At 61.6% G+C, this 20104-nt stretch carries 17 protein-coding genes and 1 tRNA gene; 7 read left to right on the top strand and 11 right to left on the bottom strand.

Annotated elements, in window-relative coordinates:
• The first annotated feature begins 89 nt into the window (after positions 1-89).
• Entirely contained in the window at positions 90-1910 is a 1821-nt protein-coding gene (locus NNA36_RS05215) for a M3 family oligoendopeptidase (protein ID WP_255104853.1), read from the top strand.
• A 154-nt stretch (positions 1911-2064) separates the two neighbouring features.
• Here the strand turns inward: NNA36_RS05215 and NNA36_RS05210 are convergent, their stop codons facing one another.
• From NNA36_RS05210 to NNA36_RS05200, 3 genes are all read right to left on the bottom strand, one after another.
• On the bottom strand, positions 2065-2334 hold the full coding sequence (locus NNA36_RS05210; protein ID WP_255104851.1) for a DksA/TraR family C4-type zinc finger protein: 270 nt from the start codon (positions 2332-2334) through the stop codon (positions 2065-2067).
• A gap of 119 nt (positions 2335-2453) precedes the next feature.
• Entirely contained in the window at positions 2454-3350 is an 897-nt protein-coding gene (gene rpoH, locus NNA36_RS05205) for an RNA polymerase sigma factor RpoH (RefSeq protein WP_255104848.1), read from the bottom strand.
• Between the two features lie 158 nt (positions 3351-3508).
• Positions 3509-4540, bottom strand: a complete 1032-nt coding sequence (locus NNA36_RS05200; RefSeq protein WP_255104846.1) for an RluA family pseudouridine synthase — start codon at positions 4538-4540, stop codon at positions 3509-3511.
• Here NNA36_RS05200 and NNA36_RS05195 point away from each other — a divergent pair.
• Positions 4539-4832 carry a DUF6476 family protein gene (locus tag NNA36_RS05195; protein WP_255104843.1) on the top strand — a complete coding sequence of 98 codons (294 nt, stop codon included), beginning with the start codon at positions 4539-4541 and terminating at the stop codon, positions 4830-4832. The genes NNA36_RS05200 and NNA36_RS05195 overlap by 2 nt on opposite strands.
• On the opposite strand, the gene NNA36_RS05190 is transcribed toward NNA36_RS05195, so the two are convergent.
• The 4 genes from NNA36_RS05190 to NNA36_RS05175 all read right to left on the bottom strand — a co-directional run bounded on the left by NNA36_RS05190 (position 4825) and on the right by NNA36_RS05175 (position 14061).
• Positions 4825-6549 (bottom strand): adenylate/guanylate cyclase domain-containing protein, encoded by a 1725-nt coding sequence (locus tag NNA36_RS05190; RefSeq protein WP_255104841.1) that lies wholly within the window; start codon positions 6547-6549, stop codon positions 4825-4827. The two genes, NNA36_RS05195 and NNA36_RS05190, sit on opposite strands and share 8 nt — an antisense overlap.
• 6 nt (positions 6550-6555) lie before the next feature.
• On the bottom strand, positions 6556-11421 hold the full coding sequence (locus NNA36_RS05185; protein WP_255104838.1) for a PKD domain-containing protein: 4866 nt from the start codon (positions 11419-11421) through the stop codon (positions 6556-6558).
• Positions 11421-13712, bottom strand: a complete 2292-nt coding sequence (locus NNA36_RS05180) for a FecR domain-containing protein (protein WP_255104835.1) — start codon at positions 13710-13712, stop codon at positions 11421-11423. Before NNA36_RS05180 ends, NNA36_RS05185 begins: the two co-directional genes overlap by 1 nt.
• A 272-nt stretch (positions 13713-13984) precedes the next feature.
• A tRNA-His gene (locus NNA36_RS05175) sits at positions 13985-14061 on the bottom strand.
• A gap of 361 nt (positions 14062-14422) precedes the next feature.
• Here NNA36_RS05175 and NNA36_RS05170 point away from each other — a divergent pair.
• Together NNA36_RS05170 and NNA36_RS05165 are read left to right on the top strand one after the other, a co-directional pair.
• On the top strand, positions 14423-14992 hold the full coding sequence (locus tag NNA36_RS05170) for a hypothetical protein (RefSeq protein ID WP_255104832.1): 570 nt from the start codon (positions 14423-14425) through the stop codon (positions 14990-14992).
• A gap of 1 nt (position 14993) precedes the next feature.
• A complete protein-coding gene (locus tag NNA36_RS05165) occupies positions 14994-15185 on the top strand; it encodes a DUF6324 family protein (RefSeq protein WP_255104829.1) in 192 nt (63 codons plus the stop codon).
• 62 nt (positions 15186-15247) lie between these two features.
• On the opposite strand, the gene NNA36_RS05160 is transcribed toward NNA36_RS05165, so the two are convergent.
• Positions 15248-15700: an MmcB family DNA repair protein gene (locus NNA36_RS05160; RefSeq protein WP_255104827.1), complete on the bottom strand. Its 453-nt coding sequence runs from the start codon at positions 15698-15700 to the stop codon at positions 15248-15250.
• A 334-nt stretch (positions 15701-16034) separates the two neighbouring features.
• Between NNA36_RS05160 and NNA36_RS05155 the strand changes: the two genes are divergently transcribed.
• Together NNA36_RS05155 and NNA36_RS05150 are read left to right on the top strand one after the other, a co-directional pair.
• On the top strand, positions 16035-16727 hold the full coding sequence (locus NNA36_RS05155; protein WP_255104824.1) for a nitroreductase family protein: 693 nt from the start codon (positions 16035-16037) through the stop codon (positions 16725-16727).
• Positions 16728-16778: 51 nt separating this feature from the next.
• Positions 16779-16991 carry a DUF1059 domain-containing protein gene (locus NNA36_RS05150; protein WP_255104821.1) on the top strand — a complete coding sequence of 71 codons (213 nt, stop codon included), beginning with the start codon at positions 16779-16781 and terminating at the stop codon, positions 16989-16991.
• A gap of 19 nt (positions 16992-17010) precedes the next feature.
• On the opposite strand, the gene NNA36_RS05145 is transcribed toward NNA36_RS05150, so the two are convergent.
• Positions 17011-17319, bottom strand: a complete 309-nt coding sequence (locus tag NNA36_RS05145; protein ID WP_255104819.1) for a hypothetical protein — start codon at positions 17317-17319, stop codon at positions 17011-17013.
• Between the two features lie 137 nt (positions 17320-17456).
• Here NNA36_RS05145 and NNA36_RS05140 point away from each other — a divergent pair, with 137 nt between their 5' ends.
• Positions 17457-19028 carry an amidohydrolase gene (locus NNA36_RS05140; RefSeq protein ID WP_255104816.1) on the top strand — a complete coding sequence of 524 codons (1572 nt, stop codon included), beginning with the start codon at positions 17457-17459 and terminating at the stop codon, positions 19026-19028.
• Positions 19029-19087: 59 nt separating this feature from the next.
• Here NNA36_RS05140 and nusB read toward each other — a convergent pair whose 3' ends face one another.
• Both nusB and NNA36_RS05130 read right to left on the bottom strand, forming a co-directional pair.
• Entirely contained in the window at positions 19088-19555 is a 468-nt protein-coding gene (gene nusB / locus NNA36_RS05135) for a transcription antitermination factor NusB (protein ID WP_255104813.1), read from the bottom strand.
• Positions 19552-20103: a 6,7-dimethyl-8-ribityllumazine synthase gene (locus NNA36_RS05130; RefSeq protein WP_255104812.1), complete on the bottom strand. Its 552-nt coding sequence runs from the start codon at positions 20101-20103 to the stop codon at positions 19552-19554. Before NNA36_RS05130 ends, nusB begins: the two co-directional genes overlap by 4 nt.
• Position 20104: the final 1 nt, after the last annotated feature.

Raw genomic sequence — 20104 nt, 5'->3', positions numbered from 1 at the left:
AAGGCAATGTGACGGCCTTGCCCCCTTGCACCCCCTGCCCCCCTCTGCCTATCTGTTCCTCAACCATAGACATGAGACAGAGGCCCAAGATGCGCGACCTGCCCTTCCCCGTTCGAGACGCAAACACCAGCCACGGCACCGACAACCTCGGCAACCTGCCCGAATGGGACCTGAGCGATCTCTACACCGGCGAGGAAGCGCCCGAACTCGAGGCCGATCTCGCCTTCCTTGAGAAGGAATGCAGCGCCTTTGCCGCCGACTACGAAGGCAAACTCGCCGATCTCGACGCCACCGGCCTTCTGGAATGCGTCCAGCGCAACGAGAAGATCAGCCAGATTTCCGGTCGCATCATGTCCTATGCAGGTCTGCGCTACTATCAGCTCACCACCGACGCCGAGCGCGCCCAGTTTATGTCGAACTGTCAGGAAGCTCTCACCAACTTCTCGACTCCGCTGGTGTTTTTCACGCTCGAACTGAACCGCCTCGAAGACGATCACCTCGACGCGCTCTTTGCTGCCAATGCAGATCTTGCCCGTTACAAGCCGGTGTTCGATCGCATCCGCGCCATGAAGCCCTATCAGCTGTCGGACGAGCTCGAGAAATTCCTGCACGATCTCGGCGTTGTCGGCGACGCATGGGAGCGTCTGTTTGACGAAACCATCGCGGGCCTGACCTTCGACATGGAAGGCGAAGAGCTCAACATCGAAGCCACCCTCAACTTCCTGACCGAACAGGACCGCAGCAAACGCGAGGCCGCCGCCCGCGAACTGGCCCGCGTCTTTGCCGAGAACATCAAGATTTTCAGCCGCGTGCACAACACTGCGGCCAAGGAAAAAGAGGTGATTGACCGCTGGCGCAAGATGCCCACCGCCCAAACCGGACGTCACCTTTCGAACGATGTCGAACCCGAGGTGGTCGAGGCTTTGCGCGATGCCGTTGTTGCCGCCTACCCGAAACTGTCGCACCGCTACTACGAACTCAAACGTAAATGGCTGGGCCTTGACCGCATGCAGGTCTGGGACCGCAACGCGCCCCTGCCGATGGAAGACACCAAGACCGTCTCATGGGAAGACGCGCAAAAGACGGTCATGGACGCCTACAACGCCTTTGATCCCCGCATGGGCGAGATTGCGGAGCCGTTCTTTTCCAAGGGCTGGATCGACGCCGCCGTGAAACCGGGCAAGGCCCCCGGCGCCTTTGCCCATCCGACCGTCACCAACGTCCACCCCTACGTGATGCTGAACTATCTCGGCAAACCGCGTGACGTGATGACCCTGGCCCACGAACTCGGCCACGGCGTGCACCAGGTTCTGGCCGCCGAACAGGGCGAAATGCTCTCCTCCACCCCGCTGACGCTCGCCGAAACAGCCAGCGTCTTTGGTGAAATGCTGACCTTCCGCAAGATGCTCGATGCGGCCGAAACCCAGGAACAGCGCAAGATCCTGCTCGCGGGCAAGGTCGAGGACATGATCAACACCGTCGTGCGTCAGATCGCCTTTTACGATTTCGAATGCAAACTGCATGCGGCGCGGCGTGAAGGGGAACTAACACCAGATGACATCAACGCGCTCTGGATGTCGGTGCAGGCCGAATCCCTCGGCCCGGCCTTCGACTTCATGGAAGGCTACGAGACCTTCTGGGCCTACATCCCGCACTTTGTCCACTCGCCCTTCTACGTCTACGCCTATGCCTTCGGAGACGGCCTCGTGAACGCGCTCTACGCGGTCTATGCAGAAGGCGACGCGGGCTTCGAGGACAAGTATTTCGACATGCTGCGCGCAGGTGGCTCCAAGCACCACAAGGAACTGCTTGCCCCCTTCGGCCTCGACGCCTCCGACCCCAAGTTCTGGGACAAGGGCCTCAGCATGATCTCGTCGATGATCGACGAATTGGAAGCGATGGAAGGCTAAGGCCCCCCAAAGAGCCACGCCCGACCCTGGGTGGGCGACCAAAACACTGGTGTGGCACGACACAGTGCCTCACCGAAACCCTATTGATGTTCGAAACGCCGCAAAACGCCCTCCCGTGGGGAGGGTCGGGCGTGGCCCGGCGATGCCGGGCGGGTTACTTCAACTGACTGTCCTTCGACCCACGCCGGTTGATGCCGCCGCGCGCCTTGAATGCGCCGTCGCGGTCCTGCTGGCAGTCGATGCACAGCTTCACCCCCGGAATGGCCGCGCGGCGTTTCTCGGGGATTTCCTCTTCGCATTCAGCGCAGAACTTCAGGCTCTCGCCCACGGGCTTCTTCTGTGCCTGCATCCGCGCCAGCTCGTCGCTGATCGAGGCTTCGATCTGTTCACTTACCGCGCCATCGCGCGCCCAACCACCGGCCATGCGCCCTCCTTCGAAAGACCTCCAGCCTAGTCACACAGGCGCCCGCTGGCAACGCCCCTGGAAAATGCAAAACGCCCCGGACTGTCTCCGGGGCGCTCCGCTCGTTCTTGTCAACCGGATCAGGCGCTTGCCAGCATCCCCTTTTCCGCTGCCAGAGTCCGCATCCGTTTTTGCAGCTTCTCGAAGGCACGCACCTCGATCTGGCGAATACGTTCACGGCTCACGCTGTACTGGCCGCTCAGGTCCTCAAGGGTCACGGCGCTTTCCATCAGGCGGCGCTGGGTCAGAATGTCCTTTTCGCGGTCATTCAGCACGTCCATCGCCTCGGCCAGAAGCTCGCGACGCGCGTCAAGCTCGTCCTTGGCCTCATAGTCCGCAGCCTGGTCGGCATCCTCATCCTCGAGCCAGTCCTGCCACTCCATCGTGCCTTCGCCTTCAGAGCCGATCTGGGCATTCAGCGACGCATCCCCACCGCTCAGGCGGCGGTTCATCGAGATCACCTCGTCCTCGGTCACACCAAGGTCGTTCGCGATCCGGGCGACATTCTCGGGACGCAGATCCCCCTCTTCAAGGGCACCGATACGGGCCTTGGCCTTGCGCAGGTTGAAGAACAGCTTCTTCTGCGCCGAGGTTGTCCCCAACTTCACAAGGCTCCACGAGCGCAGGATGTATTCCTGAATGCTCGCACGGATCCACCACATGGCGTAGGTCGCCAGGCGGAAGCCCTTTTCAGGGTCAAATCGCTTCACCGCCTGCATCAGGCCCACGTTCGCCTCGGAAATCACCTCGGCCTGCGGCAGACCATAGCCGCGATAGCCCATGGCGATCTTTGCCGCCAGACGCAGGTGCGATGTCACCATCTTGTGCGCGGCTTGCGTGTCTTCCTGCTCGACCCAGGCTTTGGCCAGCATGTATTCCTCTTCCGGCTCCAAGAGCGGAAACTTGCGGATTTCCTGCATATAACGGTTCAGACCACCTTCCGGTGTCGGTGCGGGCAGGTTTTTATAGTTGCTCATTCTGTCTCCCCCCTCCAATGTTTAAGGGCTTAACATCGAGATAGGTTGGCGCTAACGGGTTTTCAAGAACCCTCTCTCGAAAATCTTAATCGAAAATGAACATGGCCCCCGCGCATATCCACCTATGTGTCACGGGTTTCACGCATATGTGTGAAGGGTTACGGGCCTTTGCGCAAAACAGCAATCAGATCGGCCATATCCTGCGGAATCGGTGCCTCGAAACGCATATTTTCGCCGCTCACGGGATGTTCGAACCCAAGCACCGCCGCATGCAGCGCTTGTCGCGGAAAGCCGCGGGTCGCTTCAATCCCCTTCACCCCGATTGCCTTTTCAGACAGCTTGCGCCGCCCGCCATACACCGGATCCCCAACCAACCCGTGCCCCGCATGGGCCATATGCACGCGGATCTGGTGGGTGCGCCCGGTCTCAAGCCAGCATTCCACCAGCGCCGCAACCGCCGGATTTCCAAAGCCTTCCACGATCCGCGCCCGCGTCACCGCGTGCCGTCCGCCCTGGAACAGCACCGCCTGCCGCTGTCGGTCGGTCTTGTGGCGGGCAAGATGCGTGGTGATCCGCATGATATTGCCGGGCTCAAAGTTCACGCCCTTCACCCCGCGCAGACGCGGGTCATTGGCATCCGGAACGCCATAGACCACGGCATTGTAATACCGCTCGACCGTGTGTTTTTCGAACTGCGCCGCCAGCCCCTGATGCGCGCGGTCGCTCTTGGCCACGACCAACAGACCGCTGGTATCCTTGTCGATCCGGTGCACGATCCCCGGACGCTGCACCCCGCCAACCCCAGACAGGCTGTCTCCGCAATGATGCAGCAAGGCATTCACCAAGGTGCCATTCGGCGTGCCCGGCGCGGGATGCACCACCATCCCCGCGGGCTTGTTGATCACGATGAGATCACCGTCCTCGAATACCACGTCCAGCGGGATGTCTTCTGGCCCGATGTGGCTCTCGTCCGCAACGGGCACCGTGATCTCGATATGATCCTCCTCGGCAACCTTGGCCTTGGCATTGGTCACAACCAAGCCATTCACCCGCACACAGCCCTCGTCCAGCAACCGCGCAAGCCGCGTGCGCGACAGGGATGCTTCCACTGGCACATCCCGCGAAAGCGCCTTATCAAGGCGTGCAGGCGGATCAGCGTTGATCTGGAACGAGACAAGGGACGTTGCCATGGATGAGACTCCTGAACCGGTGGAACCGGCCAATCTTCGGTTTCTGCGCCTGCTGGTGACTGGCCTCACAGGCATCATGATTGTCGGGCTTGTAGTGGTTGTCGCACTGATTGTCATCCGCCTGAATGACGATGGTCCCACAATGCCCGATCAGATCACCCTGCCCGAGGGTGTTTCGGCTTCGGCCCTGACCATCGGTGAGGGATGGTGGGCGGTTGTGACCAATGACAACCGCATCCTGATCTACGACCAAATGACAGGCGCACTGCGTCAGGAAGTCGAGATCAAGTAACGGTCTCACGACTTTCAACAGCAAAGATCGGAACCGGCTCTGCGTACCCCTTGAGCGCAACCGGAGCCTGCTCTGCGAACCGCACGCCTTCGGCCCCTTCGGCAGCCTCACGCGTGGCCCGTTCCACCAGGACTTCTCCTGGACCTGCCTTGCTACAGAGACGCGCGGCAAGGTTCACGGTTGAACCCAGCACGGTATAATCCATCCGGTCCCGCGCCCCCATCGCCCCAAGCACCACATCGCCCGACGCCAGCCCAAGACCCACCTCCAGAGAATAGCCTTCATGCCCGCCCAAAAGGGCCGCAAGCGCCATCTTGATCTCCAGCGCGCATTGCACCGCGCGTTGTTCCTTGTTCTCACCCACGAACATCGCCATCAGCTCGTCCCCCACGAACTTGTCGATATCGCCGTCATAGCGTTCCACGATCTCGGCCTGAACTTCGAAATACCGGTTCAAAACTTCGATCACTTCTTCAGGCGACACGGTTTCCGAAAAGGCGGTATAGCCGCGAATATCAGAGAACAGCATCGTGACCTCGCGCCGTTCACCGCCACGCGACATTCCTTCCCCACCCCGCGCCTGAATGGCCGTCATGGTTTCCTGGCTCACGAACTTCATAAGCTCCAGCCGTTCCCCCAACTGCGCCGCCATCACGTTGAACCGCTTTGCCAGATCCCCGATCTCGTCGCGTGACCGCACGTTTTCCACCCGCGCCGCAAAGTCGCCCTCCCCGACGCGTTCGGCCGCACGACCGATCCGCAAAATCGGCGCTGTCAGCCCGCGTGAAAACAGCAGCGCCGCAAGCGAAGCCGCCGCAAAACCAAGGCTGCCCACCACGACAATCCGCCGCATCATTTCGTGGATCACCGCATAGGCGTTGGCCTCGCTCAACTCGGTGATCACCGCCCAGGGGAACCAGTCGGGAAAGGCATAGGCACCCAGCATCGACGTCCCGTCAGGCCGCACATAACCCTCAAGCGCGTCTGCCCGCGCTCCCGCCACGATCAGGGGCATTGCCGACCCCACGATGGCGCGGTTGGCAATCACCTCCGGCGCATCCACCAGCACGGTGCGCCCCGCGTGGTCCACAATCGTAATCTCGCCGCGCTGATGGAAAGGGTGACGCTCAACGCTTCTGCGCAACTCACCCAGGTCCAGCTTGGCCACCAGCGTCAACCGCCTCCCGGCAATGCGCGACTCCATCGGCAGCGCCACGGTCGCGATCCAATCCCCGGTTTCGGCAAGCTGCGCCACAAGCGGCCGGCCGAACTGTCCGGTTGCCACGACGTTGTCCACCACCGCCGAAGGCGTCGACAGGGTCTCGACCGGATCAAGACCCGCGTCCGCCAGACGCTCGGCATAGGCCTGATCCGACACCAGCATCGGCAGATCCGCGCCTTCGAGGCTCAGCTGCAAGGCCACCACATTGGCCAGTTCTTCCATGCCCAGCGTCAAAAGTGATACCTTCTGGGCAACATCCAACTCGTGATTGTCCACCCCGTTGCGGATCACCGAAAGCGGCGCCAGCCACTTGCCCTGGTAGATGCTGTCGAATTCACCCCGCAACTGGGCGGCAACGCCCGTCAGGTCTTCGTTGGCGGCACTTTTCAACTCGTCCCGCGTGATACGCACAAGGTTTTCCCCGACAAGCGCCAAGGGGGCCACCGCAACGCAGGCTGCGAAGACAAAGAACTTGAGAGGCAGGGGAAATCGCATTGTCGGTTACTGGCCCCGCGCCCGGGCACGCACCTGTACCCGATCCGTTGCAACACCACAGGTCAGGCCGGTGCTGTCCCGCGCCGTCACAATCGCCTCATAGTCGCCCGGCTGCGCATAGCGATGGCGCGCCACTGCGCCTGTGGCGTCAGTCCCGTCACCAAAGGCCCACTCCAGCCGCACACCCTGACCGTCAGGATCACGCGCACTAGTTGCGTCGAAAACGACAACGTCATGCGCCGCTCCCACAAAGGCCTCGATATCCGCACCCGCGTCCACGACAGGCGGCGCATTCACCAGAATGCGCGCATGGTCTTCGCCAATGGCACAAGCCGATCCACTGTCGTCCTGGATCACAAGGCGCACGTCGGCAGGCCCGACCTCGTCAAAGCGCCGCGTCACCTTCGGACCATCCAGAACAACCCCGTCCGAGAACACCCACTGCCAGCCCGTGACATCCCCATCGATATCACTGCCCTTGGCGCTGAACGTGACCTCGTCACCGGGGCAAACAACGCGGTCCGGCCCGGCATAGGCCTCGGGAGAGGCATTCACCCGCACATAGATTTCTTCCAGCCGCTTGCTGTTCGACAGCCCCTTGCCATCATCCATGTCCGCCCGCACCGGATAGACGCCGGGACGCTCAAAGGCATGAGACACACGCACGCCCTCGCGCTTGGCGTCTCCCAGCGTCCACGTAACCTCGGTCCCCTCGGCCACATCCGCTTGCCACTCGAAAGGCACACCCGGACAAAGCGGTGCCGGCGTTTGCAGGCCCGCAACCGGATCGGGGTTCACCTTGATCCGTCCGATCGCCACCGAATAGCTGTTCTCGACACCGGCATCATCCTGCACTTCCAGAAGCACGGTATAGGTGCCGGGCTCAGTGTAGCGATGAACACCCAGAACCCCTTCCGACACCACGCCATCGCCAAAGTCCCATGCAAAGCCGGTGATCACGCCATCAGGGTCGTGCGACCCACCGCCGTCAAAGATCACGGTCTCTCCCACGCTCACCTCGCGCGGGGCATCCGCCATGGCCACCGGTGCGCCGTTCACAACGATCCGGTGCCGCGAAACCAGTTGCCCGCAATCCTGCTGCCCGCCCTGCATCTCGCTGGTCAGAACAACGGTATAGACACCCGGCTCGGCAAAGCTGTGACGCGGCTCCATGCCTTCCGCAGTAGCCCCGTCGCCGAAATCCCAGGAATGCGAAATCGCCTCGCCCGTTCCGGGTTCATCCCCAAGAACTGCCCGGAAAGCCACCTCCAGTCCGCTGGCCACCCGCTCCGGTGCGGCAATGCTCTGCGATTTTGCAGGGCGCACCGAGATGTTCACCGTGTCCGTATCAATGGGATTACAGGCCCCCTGCGCATCGCCGACAATCGTCAGGGTCACCGTATGCAGGCCGACCCGCTCGAATGTATGCACGGGCCGCGCTCCGCTGCCGCGCGTGCCATCCCCAAAGGTCCACTCATAGCTGTTCACCGATCCATCCGCATCGCTCGATGCCGTCCCGTCCAGCCTGATTTCCTGATTGACGCAGACGCTCATGTCCGGCCCCGCATTGGCAATCGGCCCTTCGCGCACGATCACCGCAACACGATCCTGATCGCGCCCCAATGCCGAACCGCTCTCGTCCTGCACGGTCAGGGTCACCGGATAGGTTCCCGGCTGTTCATAGGTCTTGGTGGGGTTCACGATCTCCGATTGGCTGCCATCCCCGAACTCCCAGAGATATTGCAACAGATCGCCATCCGCATCGCTGCTGGCCGAGGCGTCAAACAAGATCGCGTCCCCCGAACACACATCCCGGTTCCCCCCCGCCATCGCCACCGGCGGCGCATTGATGGTGACCGTCGTTGCATCCACGTCCCGCGCGTTTGAAAGCCCGGTACCGTCATCCACCCAGAGCGTCACAGGATAGCTGCCTGCCTTGGCGAAAACATGGCTGACCTGCTGGCCATAGCGCATTGCCGAGCCATCTCCAAAATCCCAGGAATAGATCAGCGCGTCACCGTCCGCATCGCTTGATCCTCCCGCATCAAGCGTCACCATCAGACGGTCTGTATTGATCACGGGGCCAGCCTCGGCAATCGGCGCATGATTGACGCGGATCGTAACCGTATCGACATCGGTGCCGTTCGACACACCACTGTCATCTCGCACCACCAGCTGCGCGCTCCAGACCCCCGGCGCGGGATAGGCCCGCTCGATCTGTGCGCCTTCCAGCGGCACTTGAAGATCATCGAACTCCCACGAGTAAACTGCGATCCGCCCGTCGGGATCGTAAGATCCCCGCGCGTCGAACAGGATTTCCTCATCCGGCGCAACAAGGATATCCGGCCCCGCCACCGCCACGGGCGCGGCATTGACGACCATCAGAACCTCGCTGTCATCCGTCGCCCCGCCACCGCGGAAATCGTCCATGACCGACAGGCCATAACGATAGAGGCCGGGTGTCTCTTCGCGCACCGACACCCGCTCGCCGTCCTTGGTGGTGCCATCCGGCAAGGTCCAGCGATAGGCGGCAATCGCCCCGTCAGGATCAACCGACGCCCCCGCGTCCAACACGAACCCCTCGCCCGGTGCCACGGTCAGCGAAGGCCCTGCATCCGCGATCGGGCTGGCATTCACCACCACCCACATCGTGTCGCGCGCATGGCTTTGTGGCGCGCCGCTGTCGTCCTGCACCGTCAATGCCACTTCGTACCGGCCTGGACGCGCATAGGCGTGCGTGGGGCGCACACCGCGCCCAACCGCGCCATCTCCGAAATCCCAGCTGTAAGAGGTGATCTGCCCGTCGATGTCCGACGATCCGCTGCCGTCAAACTGCACTTCGCTGGCGGTCACGAACTGATCCACACCCGCCTCGGCAACAGGTCGCGTGTTCACGATCACCTGCGCGACCGTACTCTGCATGGCCGAGGCCGTGCCGCTGTCATCAATCACGGTAAGCGTCACATCATAGACCCCGGGGATCGCCCAGGCATATTCCGCGCTCTCCCCCTCGGCCATGGCCCCGTCTCCGAAATCCCAGAGATAGCTGAGGATGGTGCCATCCGCATCCACCGACCCGCGACCGTCCAGAACAAAGGCCTCACCCACGGCAAGCGCCTCGCTTGGTCCCGAGATTTTCGGCTCGGGCGGTGCATTCACCCGCACAGTCACATGGTCGGTGCTGGTGCGGTTCGACACGCCGCTGTCATCCGTCACGGACAAGGCAACGCGATAGACGCCTGCCGCATCAAAGGCATGGCTCACCTCTGCGCCCTCCATCTGGGTGCCATCTCCCAGGTCCCAGACATGGGCCACGATGCTCCCGTCCACGTCATAGCTCGCCCCGCCATTCAGGCGCACCGGCTGACCAACAATGGTCGACACATCCGTGCCGGCCTCTGCCACAGGCGCAAAGTTGACGTTCACCACGCGGGTCGCCAGGCCGAAATTACAGGGGTGATTGCTGTTGTCGGAAACCCGCAAAACCGCCTGATAGCGGCCTGCCTTCTCGTACACCTTGCGCGCAACAGGGTCCTGCCCCACCGTTCCATCGCCATAGGTCCAGAGATAACGGGTGATCGGACTGTCCGAGGCGACCGAGGCTGAGGCGTCAAACCCGACGGGCTCTCCCGGTGCCACCGTGATTTCATCCCCGGCCACGGCCTTCGGCGCGGGGCGCACATGCACGGGCACTACCGCCTCGTTTCCGCGCGCCGCCGCCGTTCCCGGCGACAGAACGCGCAACCGCGCCTGATACCGCCCCGGCGCACCGTAACTGTAGACGATCACCGGCTCGTCCGAGGTCTGACCATCGCCAAAATCCCACTCATAGGCCAGAAGCGGATGGGCGTCGGCAAGGCTACCGTCAAACGCGACAGAGGTACAATCCGCCAGCGGACGCGCACGCGGCAAGGCCGAGGGGCGCTCGGGGTCAGGTGCCTTGCGTGGCGGCATGATCAGGGGCAAGGCCGCGCCTTCCTCGTCGAACACCGAAAGCGTCACGTCGTTGGGCGTCTCAAAGCCCCCTTTCAGGGTCAGCGCCAGCAGAGCCTCATCCGTCTCGACCTCGGAAACGGCCCATGTGTTCTGCCCCGAAGCCCGCAACCGCGCGTCGCGATACATCAGGTTCAGCCGCAGATCCCCCGCCGCCCCGTCAAAGTTCTGCACCTCCACGGGGCCACCGTCATGCAGGAACTCCACCCGCGTCGCCATGGCTCCTCCTGGCCAGCGAATGGTCGGCTGATAGGCAAACATCTCAAGGCCTTCCGGCGGGCGATGCCGATCCCGCGACAGGCTGACATCCAGCGAAAACCCGTTGCCGTCATCGCCATCCGTCCCCAGCACATCCAGCCGGAAATACGCCCGCCCATCGATCACCTCGCCCTGACGCGCCCGCAGGCTGCCCAAAGTGACCCACTGGCCGTTGGTCTTCAAATCGGTGGTAAAGGTCGCCTCGCGCAGCACCTTGCCCGGTGACGCCTTCAAAAGATCGCCCCGCTTGGGCTGATTTGGCCGCGCCCCATCCGCAACTTTCTGCGGTCGCGCAATACCGGAAAATGCGCCCTCTCCGCCCGAAAGGCGAAACACCGTTTCCGAATGGCTCCGCCGCCCATAGACAAAGTCATGCTGCCCCGACATCTCGGGATCAAACAGGCGAACATACAGCCGGTCTTTCAATCCGGCAGGCACGCTGAAAAACACGGTCTCGCGGTGATCAATATCCCCTTCCCGCGTATGCGCGAACGCACCGTAAACCACAAGCAACCCTTCCTCGGAGGGCGGGGCAACCGTCTGTGCCGTGGCCCCTTGCGGCGCAATCCCCATGACAAGGCAAAGCACGACGTAGCTATAGGTTTTCAGGAGTGTCTTCATCACTGGAACGCCTCGTTTCCTGCATAGTCCATCACCACCACCTCAATCAGCGCCAGGTCTCCGGCCTCGGCAGGCAGGGTCGCGCGGCACTGGCCGCTGACGCTGTCACAGCGCAGGAAACCTTCCCGCTCCTCTGCCCCAACCTCGAGAAGGAAAGGCGCCGCCTGTCGCAACCCCGAGGCATCCCGCGCCTCGACCACGATTTCGATGGGGCCATTCGCGCCATGTGGCCGGCTGGCCGTGGCGCTCAGAATGTCTGGTGGATCAACATCATAATTCGTCTGAACCGATAGAATACCAACATTGCCCGCCGCATCCGTCGCGCGAATATCAAGCGTGTTCACACCGGGTGCCAGCTGCACTTCGGTTGCGAAACCGCCATCCAGAACCGGAATATCCTCGGCACCAACCGTCAGCGACACCGCATCCCCCACGCCCCCCGAAATCGGCAGGCGGTCATCAGACACCGCGCGCGGTGGCGGCTGATCCAGAACAATGATCGGGGCCACGTTGTCCCGCACGACGGAAAGGTCAAACCGCCCCTCAACCGCCCCGGTCGGCGCCAGAACCTCGATGGCATAGCCACGCGCCATATCTGACGCGGGCAAGGTCACCCCAAGCGCCCCCGCGTCCCCAACACGCGCCCGCGCGATCTCCGCGCCCCCGTCATCAAGAACCCGAACATCCGCACCCGACGCCGCCGAGGTGCTCGCGAAAAAGCTAAGCTCCCCCGTCCGCGTCACGAACACGTCGCCGACGCGCGGCAATCCTGCATCTGGCACGATCTCGACCGATGCGAGGGGGCGATAGATCACCCCGCTGATCTTTTCGCTTTTGTTTCCGGCCGGATCGGTTGCCACCACACGCAGCTCGTTCTCGCCCGCTCGTAACGCAACACGGGCCAGAAAGCTGCCGTCGCCGCCAACCACGACCACCTCGCCGTTCAGGGTCAGCTCAACACCCTTTTCCGAAGCGCCCAGAACATCCACGTAATCCGTTTCCAGCACAATCCCCGGCAGTGGCGCAAACAGGGTCAGGAACGGTGGCGCATCATCCTGCAACAAGTCGAAACTGCGCACCTCGCTCCACTTGCCCGGCAACCCAAGCGCATCCAATGCCGCCACCCGCCAGAAATGCGTGCCGGGGCTCAGACCCTCAACCTTGAACCCGCCTTCCGGCACACCCCACTCGGTCGCGATCATCCGGTTGAACCCCGGATCACCCGCCACTTCGAACCAATAGGCCGAGGCCTCCGGATAGGGTTGCCACGCAAGGGTCACGGCATTCCCGTAGACCAGCGCCCCGCCAAGGGGCTCGGCAAGCAAGGGCTGTTTCAAAATCTCGGCCCGCTGCGCCTTGCCGCGGGAAATCACCACGCCCTGATTTTCCTCAAGGCTGACCGCAGCGCCCGCCGACTCGATATCCAGAGACGCCGTATCATAATTCACGAACCGCGCCCCGCTCTCGTCGTTCTTGATCCAGAAATCATCCGAGTCTGTCGTGGTGCGAATACCCGGCACTTCAATCTCAAAGGAATCCCGATCCGAAAGCTGGTTCAACAGCGCATAGAAATCGCCGTTCGACAGGCTGACCTTGGTCACTTCCCGGCCCGTCAGCGGATCAGACCGCATCCGCTGGATCGTCGCGTTCGAATTTGGGTTAAGGCGCAACCGGCTGAGATCACGAAAGGTCACCTGTGTCGTCGAATTCGACAATGTGCGCAGCCGCTCGAACTCGACCAGAATGTCATTCAACGCACGCGAACTCCACGCAGGCTCTGCCGGGTCTCGCCCCTCGATGCGACCATGCACATCCGTGATCAGCGCCTCGGCCGCCTGATCGCGCAGTTGCACCGAAATCTCATAGGCGTCTTCCGCATGTGCAGAGGCCGACCGCGCATAGCTTACAACCTCGCGCCACGCGCCTTCGCCACGCCGGGCGATTGCCGTGTCCCGATCGGAAATCGCATTGCCAATCTCGTCAGGCGCAAAAAGCCGAGCGCCCTCTGCTGTCGCCTTTTGGATCGCCTGCAATGACGCCAGCAAAGCCTGATCTGAGTAGGCCACCTGCTGTACCGGCAATTGCAGAGAGGTTCCGGGCGCGAGGTCTGCCACCGAGGCCATTTCATTAAGCCGAAGAACCATTGGCCACAGATCGGGATCATCCAGATGCTCAGCCACGAAATCGCGTAGAGTCGTTTCTCCCGAAAAACGCACCACCTCGTAAGGGGCATTGATCGGATCGCTGTCTGCCAATGCCGGCGCAACTCCACCGGCGATCAATAACGGCAAGAAACAGAAAACTCGTACCACACTGACGAGACCTTTTCTGTCCTCGCCCGCAGGACGCCACATGGCGTATCTCCAAGAAAACGTTGCGCGTCAAAATGAACTATTCGATGGCTTTATCGTTGGGTAAAAATCCCAATCTGGCAAGAAAAACCCTGATTTCCGTGGATTTTAACGCCCTCGCGGCAACAATCTGACCAAGAACAGGCAATTCCACTGCGACGCGCAACAAAAGCCCCGCCAGCGGGGCGTTTCGGTCATCGCTTTTTGGGAGATGGTACCGCCTCCCCGGCTCGAACGGGGGACCTCTGGATCCACAATCCAGCGCTCTAACCAACTGAGCTAAGGCGGCACTGTTCGGGCGATTTATCCCTAGCTTCAGGTGAATGCAAGCCAATTTTGACAATTACTTTCGCCGAGCGTGAGAAACTTTTGTTCGGCAAAATTTGCGGCAAGAGGAAATTCTTTTCTCAAGGGCCTAAGCACGATATAAGTTAACAAATCGTTAAGGAGCCATCTTGAAGAAGCTACTGAACGCCGCCTCCAAGGCGATTGCGAAAAACCGACGTAAAAGCCTGTCGAACGAGATTTTCTCTCGCCACAATGGCGAGGTGCAAATGGGAGCTTACAAAGGACTCAAGCTCCAAGGCGATTCAAACGTTTCTCGCGGACCTCTCGGTCTCAAAATCTTCGGCCTTTATGAGACGCAGGTGGTGCACGAAATCACTGCATCCGCCCCCTTCACGGACCTGATCAACCTAGGTGCTGCCGATGGATATATGTCGCTTGGCCCCCTGTTCGCGGGTCTCTGCGAGCGTTCGATCTGTTTCGAGATGACCGAGGCAGGCCGCAACGCGGTTCAGGCCAACGCAGAAATGAACGGTGTGGCCGACAAGGTCGTGATCCGCGGCATTGCCGACGAAACCCTTGGTGCCCAATTGGACGAAATCGGCGCCGACCTCTCCAGGTCGGTTATCCTCTGCGATATCGAAGGGGCCGAGTTTGATGTCCTGACCAAGGAACTGCTCGCAGCTCTCAAGAACGCGCGTATCATTGTCGAACTGCATGACCGCAACATGCCCGCAGGCTTGGCCTTGCGCGAGGCGCTGATCGCGCGTATCCCCGACGGCAATCGCGCACGCGTCCTCAAAGCCGAATCCAACACTTTCAACGGCATCGAGGAACTTGAAAGAATGCATGACCTCGACCGCTCCCTTGTTTTGTCGGATGGCCGCAAGATTATCGGGGAATGGCTGGTCATCGAACCCGCCGAAGGAACTTGAAATGGGCATTAACACCGAACGCGACATCGAAGCCAATCTTCAGATCGGCCCAACCGATCAGGGGTTCGTCCGCCTTTTCGTCGAAGCTGATGGCATGGAAATCCCAATGGACTTTTCCCCCGAAGAAGCCGAGGAGATCGCGGAAGAAATGCGCGCGGCGGCTGCAACCGCCCGCAATATCGCCAGCAAATAGCGCTGGGGCATCAAACAGACATCAAGCGCGGCGGTCCCCGTCGCGCTTTTTTCGTTTCCGGTCTACTCTTCGTCCGGCAATGCCGACAACTTCGGATCACGGAACCGATGCAATCGCCGGGCGGCATCCATCGCGAACTTCTGGATCAGCTTCTTTCGCCGCGCCGCCGCCAGCTTGTCTTCCGGCCCCATCCGCACGATCTCGGCGTCATAGGCATCCGCCATGATCAAACCGGTGTCCGCCGGCAGGAGTTCCGTGGGAAAATCGAGATCCACCGCCCAGAAATACCGGTCACACCACTCAAGGTATCCCTGCCACTTGGCATCGCTCTGAAAATCGGCACGGCTGGATTTGCATTCGACAATCCACAACTCCCCCTTCGGCCCCAGTGCCATCACGTCGACACGCAGGCCGCGAATGGGTACGAACTCCTCGACCGACACGAAACCGTGCGAGCGCAGATGACGGCTGACGCCACGCGCCAAAAGCTGTCCGGGTTGCAGATTCTCATCCATAGGTAAAACGTGAACAATTAGTGAACAAAAATCAAGTCACATCCCGCCAACCTCCGCCAAAATCCGCAGCTGCCCCCTTGCCGAAACAGGCGCCACGCATTACCTAAGCCTTCGGCGGGTGCTGCCCTTCTCGTGATACGGTTGCATTCCGGTGGCCTTAAGCAATTCCGAGGGAGCTGGCTCTGTCCTGGTCCTGGCCTGGTTACCTGGCGCCCACCTGTATAAACAGGTCCTCGGGAATGAGATAACCCCACGGCTGCGTTTGCGGGCCCGCCACTTTTCACCTTCAACCTGCTCGTCTAGGGTCGCTTTCAAAGCCACCAAGGAGCACCGCATGTTCGCCCGCGATCATCTCACCTTCGAACCGATCCCCCTTCCCGACCGGACCGAGATCACCGACCCGGAGATGCAGGCCGCCGCCGATGCATTCTTCGATCTCATGCAGCGCCGCCATACCGTGCGCGACTTCTCCGCCCGCCCCGTGGCCCGCGAGGTGATCGAGACCTGCATCAAGACCGCAGGCCGCGCCCCGTCCGGTGCCAACCATCAACCCTGGCACTTCGTGGCCATTGCCAACCCCGCCCTCAAGGCACAGATCCGCACCGAGGCCGAGGAAGAGGAACGCCGCTTCTATGCTGGCGGCGCGGGCGACGAATGGATCAAGGCGCTCGAACCGATTGGCACAAACGCCGACAAACCCCACCTCGAGGACGCACCCTGGCTGATCGTGGTCTTTGCCCAGCGGTACGGCCTGTTCGATGACGGCACCCGCTACAAGAACTACTATGTGCCCGAAAGCACCGGCATCGCCTGCGGCTTTCTCATCGCGGCCCTGCACAACGCGGGCCTGTCGATCCTGACCCACACCCCGAACCCGATGAAATTCCTTAACGGGGCCCTGAACCGCCCCGAGTCGGAAAAGCCGATCATGATCCTCGCCGTGGGCCATCCGGCCGAGGATGCCACCATTCCCGCCGTGGCCAAGATCAAGAAACCGCTCGAGGAAATCCTGACAGTCTGCGACTGATCCCGGCATCGAAACGCGTTTTGTGCTATCCTGCCTGCGGGAGGATGCATCATGTCAAACGCATATTCTTACGCCTGTCGCGACTGCGAAGGGATGGAAGCCTGTCCCGCCAGCGTCGTTGCCCAGACCCGCGAGGAAGTCTGGACGCTGATGGAAACCCACGCCCGCGTCGCCCATGACGAAGACCCGGGCACATGGGACACCGCAACGCGCACCTACCTTGATACGCTGATCAGGCCGGTCACGGTCGCCGCGGTCGGGTAACGAAGGAAAAGAGTGACGACTAAGGCTTGCGCCGTTCCACAGGCACCGGAACCAGTGCAGGCTCCAACACCGGAAGCGCATCTTTCTTGCCGCCACCGGGGCCATCGTCGCGCGCCATGCGCATGATCGTGATCGAGAACTGCACACCGGCAAAGACGATGCCGTTGAACATGAACAGCATGACAACCGCCACGTATCCCCCACTTGTCGCATTAACAAGATGCCAGAGATTGCCCACGTTGAAATACAAAAGCAGGGCGACAAACAGGGCAGACAGGCCAAATCCGGCCAGAACCTGAAGAATATAGAGACGAATGAGCTTGGGCATGGTTCGGTTCCCTTCTGCCCTACATGATATGCCAACTCTGGCATGTGGCAAGGGCAATCGACGAAATTCACGCAAGCCCGCTTGCCACCTCCTGCATATCGCCCCTAGGCTGCGCACATTGTTTGAGGGAGCAATGAATGACCAGTCCGAAATCCACCGCCCGTGCCTCGGTTGCCGCACGAAAATCCGACCTGTCGCAATGGACACGCACAGTCTGGGATTTTGGCGAAACCGCGTGGCGTGAATACAAAAGCGCGGCCTTCTACGTCGACCTTCTGCGCCGCGAAGGCTTTACCGTCGAAGAAGGCTCAGGCGGCATGCCCACCGCATTCTGCGCGACCTGGGAAAATGGCGACGGCCCGACCATTGGCGGCTATGCGGAATATGACGGCATTCCGGGCAATTGCCAGGCGGCGGAACCCCGCAAAACACCGCGCCCCGGCCTTTCGCCCCATGCAGGCGGCCACACCGATCCCCACTCAGCTCTGGGAATCGGGTCCTTGGGTGGCTTCCTTGCCGCCAAGGCCGCCATGCAGGAACACAACATCCCCGGCCGCCTCAAATTCTTCGGCGAACCGGCGGAAAAGGTGCGTGGCTCAAAACCGGTCCACGCCGCGGCCGGCTACTATGACGATCTCGACGCCGCGATCTCGTTCCACCCTTTCTACATGCCACCCCTCTGTAACACCGTCCGCTGGGATACCCACTGCGGTGTCGGCTACGGGGTGATCTATGAATTCACCTGCGAAGACCCGGAAACATGGATGGCAGGCGACGATGCCTCGCCCATCCCCGCCAGCCACGCCGCCGCCCGCGCCCCCGGTGCGACAGACGCCATGATCCAGATGTACCAGTCTGCCAAAGCCCTGCGCGAACACGTCATGGCACCGGGTCAAAGCTGGTCAATGAACGAAACCATCATCAGCCACGGACAGGCCACCGCCGACAACATCCCGGCACAGATCGCCCAGATCCAGTATTTCATCCGCATCTCCGAAGTCTCCGAGGCCGAACACATCATTCGCGGCCTCGACCACTTTGCCGAAGCGGCCGCCAAACTGTGCCATTGCACATGGCGCCGCCACTGGGTGGCCAAATCCCGCCCCGGCCTTGCCAATCACGCCCTCTCGGCGGCCACCTATGCCAACCTCGAAACCGTCGGCGCACCCACCTGGGGTGACGACGCCAAGGCCTTCGCCCGCGCCATCCAGTCGGAACTCGGCCTTGCGCCGATGGAAGACCCCTTCCTGCCGATGATCTCCGAACTCACGCCCCCGGAACAGGCCGAGGCCGCGCTACGCCAGATGCTCCCGCCAACCCAGCGCCATTTCACCTCGGATGACTACACCGAGTTCTGCTGGCACGCCCCCACAGTCCGGCTGTATATCGGCCGCCCCGCCCTGACAGCCCCCGAAGGTTTTGCCTATCCGGCATGGGCGATGAACGCGATGGGCGGGCATCCTGCCTGCATCGACCCGATGGTCGAAACCGCGGCGCAGGTGATTGCCATGACCGCGCTCGACTGTCTGACCGATAGGGGGATGCTAGAGGCCGCACAGGCTGAATTCCGCGAGCGTACCGGCGGCGGGATCGGCGGAGACAAATGGCTGGCCCCGCTCTGTGACTACGAACCGCCGCTCCACTTCCGCTGGCCGGAATACGTCACAACCGCGCGCGGCGAGGATTGGGTTCTCCCCACCTCGCCCTGAAACGCATGATTTTCTAGAAAATCATCTGGCTGGCAAACTCTTCGAGAAGAGTTTGCCGTTCAGAAATCCTCGGGCTTTGCTTCCCGCGCCATGTGATCGAGAACCGCGTTCACGAACTGGCGTTCCTTGCCGCCCGGAAAGAAGGCATCGGCCACGGCCACATATTCCGAGATCACCACCTTGGCAGGGGTGCCCGACTGCAACAGCTCGGCACCAGCCGCACGGAACAGGCCGCGCAAGGTCGAATCGATGCGCCCAAGCGGCCATTTCGCAACCAGCGCCCGGTCGGTCATCTGGTCGATCGGGGCCTGGTAGTTCACCGCGTCCTCAAGGGTCTTGGAGAACAGCGCCGTGTCCCCCTCGAGCATGTCATACTCTTCGAAGGCCTCGCCAAACCGGAAGTCCAGAAACTCGACCCGCACCTTGTCCACGGTCTGGCCGGTCTGCTCCATCTGGTAGAGCGCCTGCACGGCAAAAAGCCGGGACGCGGATTTCATCTTGCGTTTCTGGTTGCCGGAAAGGGTCATGCTTTCGGATTGTCCTTGAGTTCGCCAGCGAGCTTGTATTCCTCGGCGTCGGGCACGAATCCCACGCCCTTGCGCTGGGCGCCCCACTTACGCGTGAGCGCGACAAGATGCAAGGCCGCTGCGGCCGCACCGCCACCCTTGTTCTGATCTTCCGGATCCGCGCGCACTTCCGCCTGCTTGCGGTTCTCCACGGTCAGGATACCGTTGCCGATGCAAAGCCCCTGAAGGCCCAGCAACTGGATCGCGCGGCTCGAGTCGTTACAGACGGTCTCGTAATGCGTGGTCTCGCCACGGATCACGCAGCCCAGCGCCACATAGCCGTCGAAATTGCTCATCCGCTCGGCGATGCCAATCGCGGTCGGGATCTCCAGCGCACCGGGCACCTCGACCACCTCGTAGGTGCCACCAACAGCCTCGATCTCGGCCACGGCACCGGCCAACATGTTGTCGGCAATATCCTTGTAGTAAGGCGACATCACGATGCCGAGTTTGACAGGCTTGTCGAACTCCGCTCGCGGCATGATGTAGTGTTTTTCTGCGCCAGCCATG

This window comes from Shimia sp. CNT1-13L.2 (assembly GCF_024331145.1).
Lineage (GTDB): Bacteria > Pseudomonadota > Alphaproteobacteria > Rhodobacterales > Rhodobacteraceae > Shimia.
Note: the sequence above shows the minus strand (reverse complement) of the source record. Positions and strands in the feature narration are given on the sequence as shown.

Bases quoted from the DNA above. Each gene is read 5' to 3' on its own strand.
- NNA36_RS05215 (WP_255104853.1), top strand. From the start codon at position 90: ATGCGCGACCTGCCCTTCCCCGTTCGAGACGCAAACACCAGCCACGGC.
- NNA36_RS05195 (WP_255104843.1), top strand. From the start codon at position 4,539: ATGGATGAGACTCCTGAACCGGTGGAACCGGCCAATCTTCGGTTTCTG.
- NNA36_RS05150 (WP_255104821.1), top strand. From the start codon at position 16,779: ATGTCAAACGCATATTCTTACGCCTGTCGCGACTGCGAAGGGATGGAA.
- NNA36_RS05200 (WP_255104846.1), bottom strand. From the start codon at position 4,540: ATGGCAACGTCCCTTGTCTCGTTCCAGATCAACGCTGATCCGCCTGCA.
- NNA36_RS05165 (WP_255104829.1), top strand. From the start codon at position 14,994: ATGGGCATTAACACCGAACGCGACATCGAAGCCAATCTTCAGATCGGC.
- nusB (WP_255104813.1), bottom strand. From the start codon at position 19,555: ATGACCCTTTCCGGCAACCAGAAACGCAAGATGAAATCCGCGTCCCGG.
- NNA36_RS05155 (WP_255104824.1), top strand. From the start codon at position 16,035: ATGTTCGCCCGCGATCATCTCACCTTCGAACCGATCCCCCTTCCCGAC.
- NNA36_RS05145 (WP_255104819.1), bottom strand. From the start codon at position 17,319: ATGCCCAAGCTCATTCGTCTCTATATTCTTCAGGTTCTGGCCGGATTT.
- NNA36_RS05210 (WP_255104851.1), bottom strand. From the start codon at position 2,334: ATGGCCGGTGGTTGGGCGCGCGATGGCGCGGTAAGTGAACAGATCGAA.
- rpoH (WP_255104848.1), bottom strand. From the start codon at position 3,350: ATGAGCAACTATAAAAACCTGCCCGCACCGACACCGGAAGGTGGTCTG.
- NNA36_RS05190 (WP_255104841.1), bottom strand. From the start codon at position 6,549: ATGCGATTTCCCCTGCCTCTCAAGTTCTTTGTCTTCGCAGCCTGCGTT.
- NNA36_RS05140 (WP_255104816.1), top strand. From the start codon at position 17,457: ATGACCAGTCCGAAATCCACCGCCCGTGCCTCGGTTGCCGCACGAAAA.
- NNA36_RS05130 (WP_255104812.1), bottom strand. From the start codon at position 20,103: ATGGCTGGCGCAGAAAAACACTACATCATGCCGCGAGCGGAGTTCGAC.
- NNA36_RS05185 (WP_255104838.1), bottom strand. From the start codon at position 11,421: ATGAAGACACTCCTGAAAACCTATAGCTACGTCGTGCTTTGCCTTGTC.
- NNA36_RS05160 (WP_255104827.1), bottom strand. From the start codon at position 15,700: ATGGATGAGAATCTGCAACCCGGACAGCTTTTGGCGCGTGGCGTCAGC.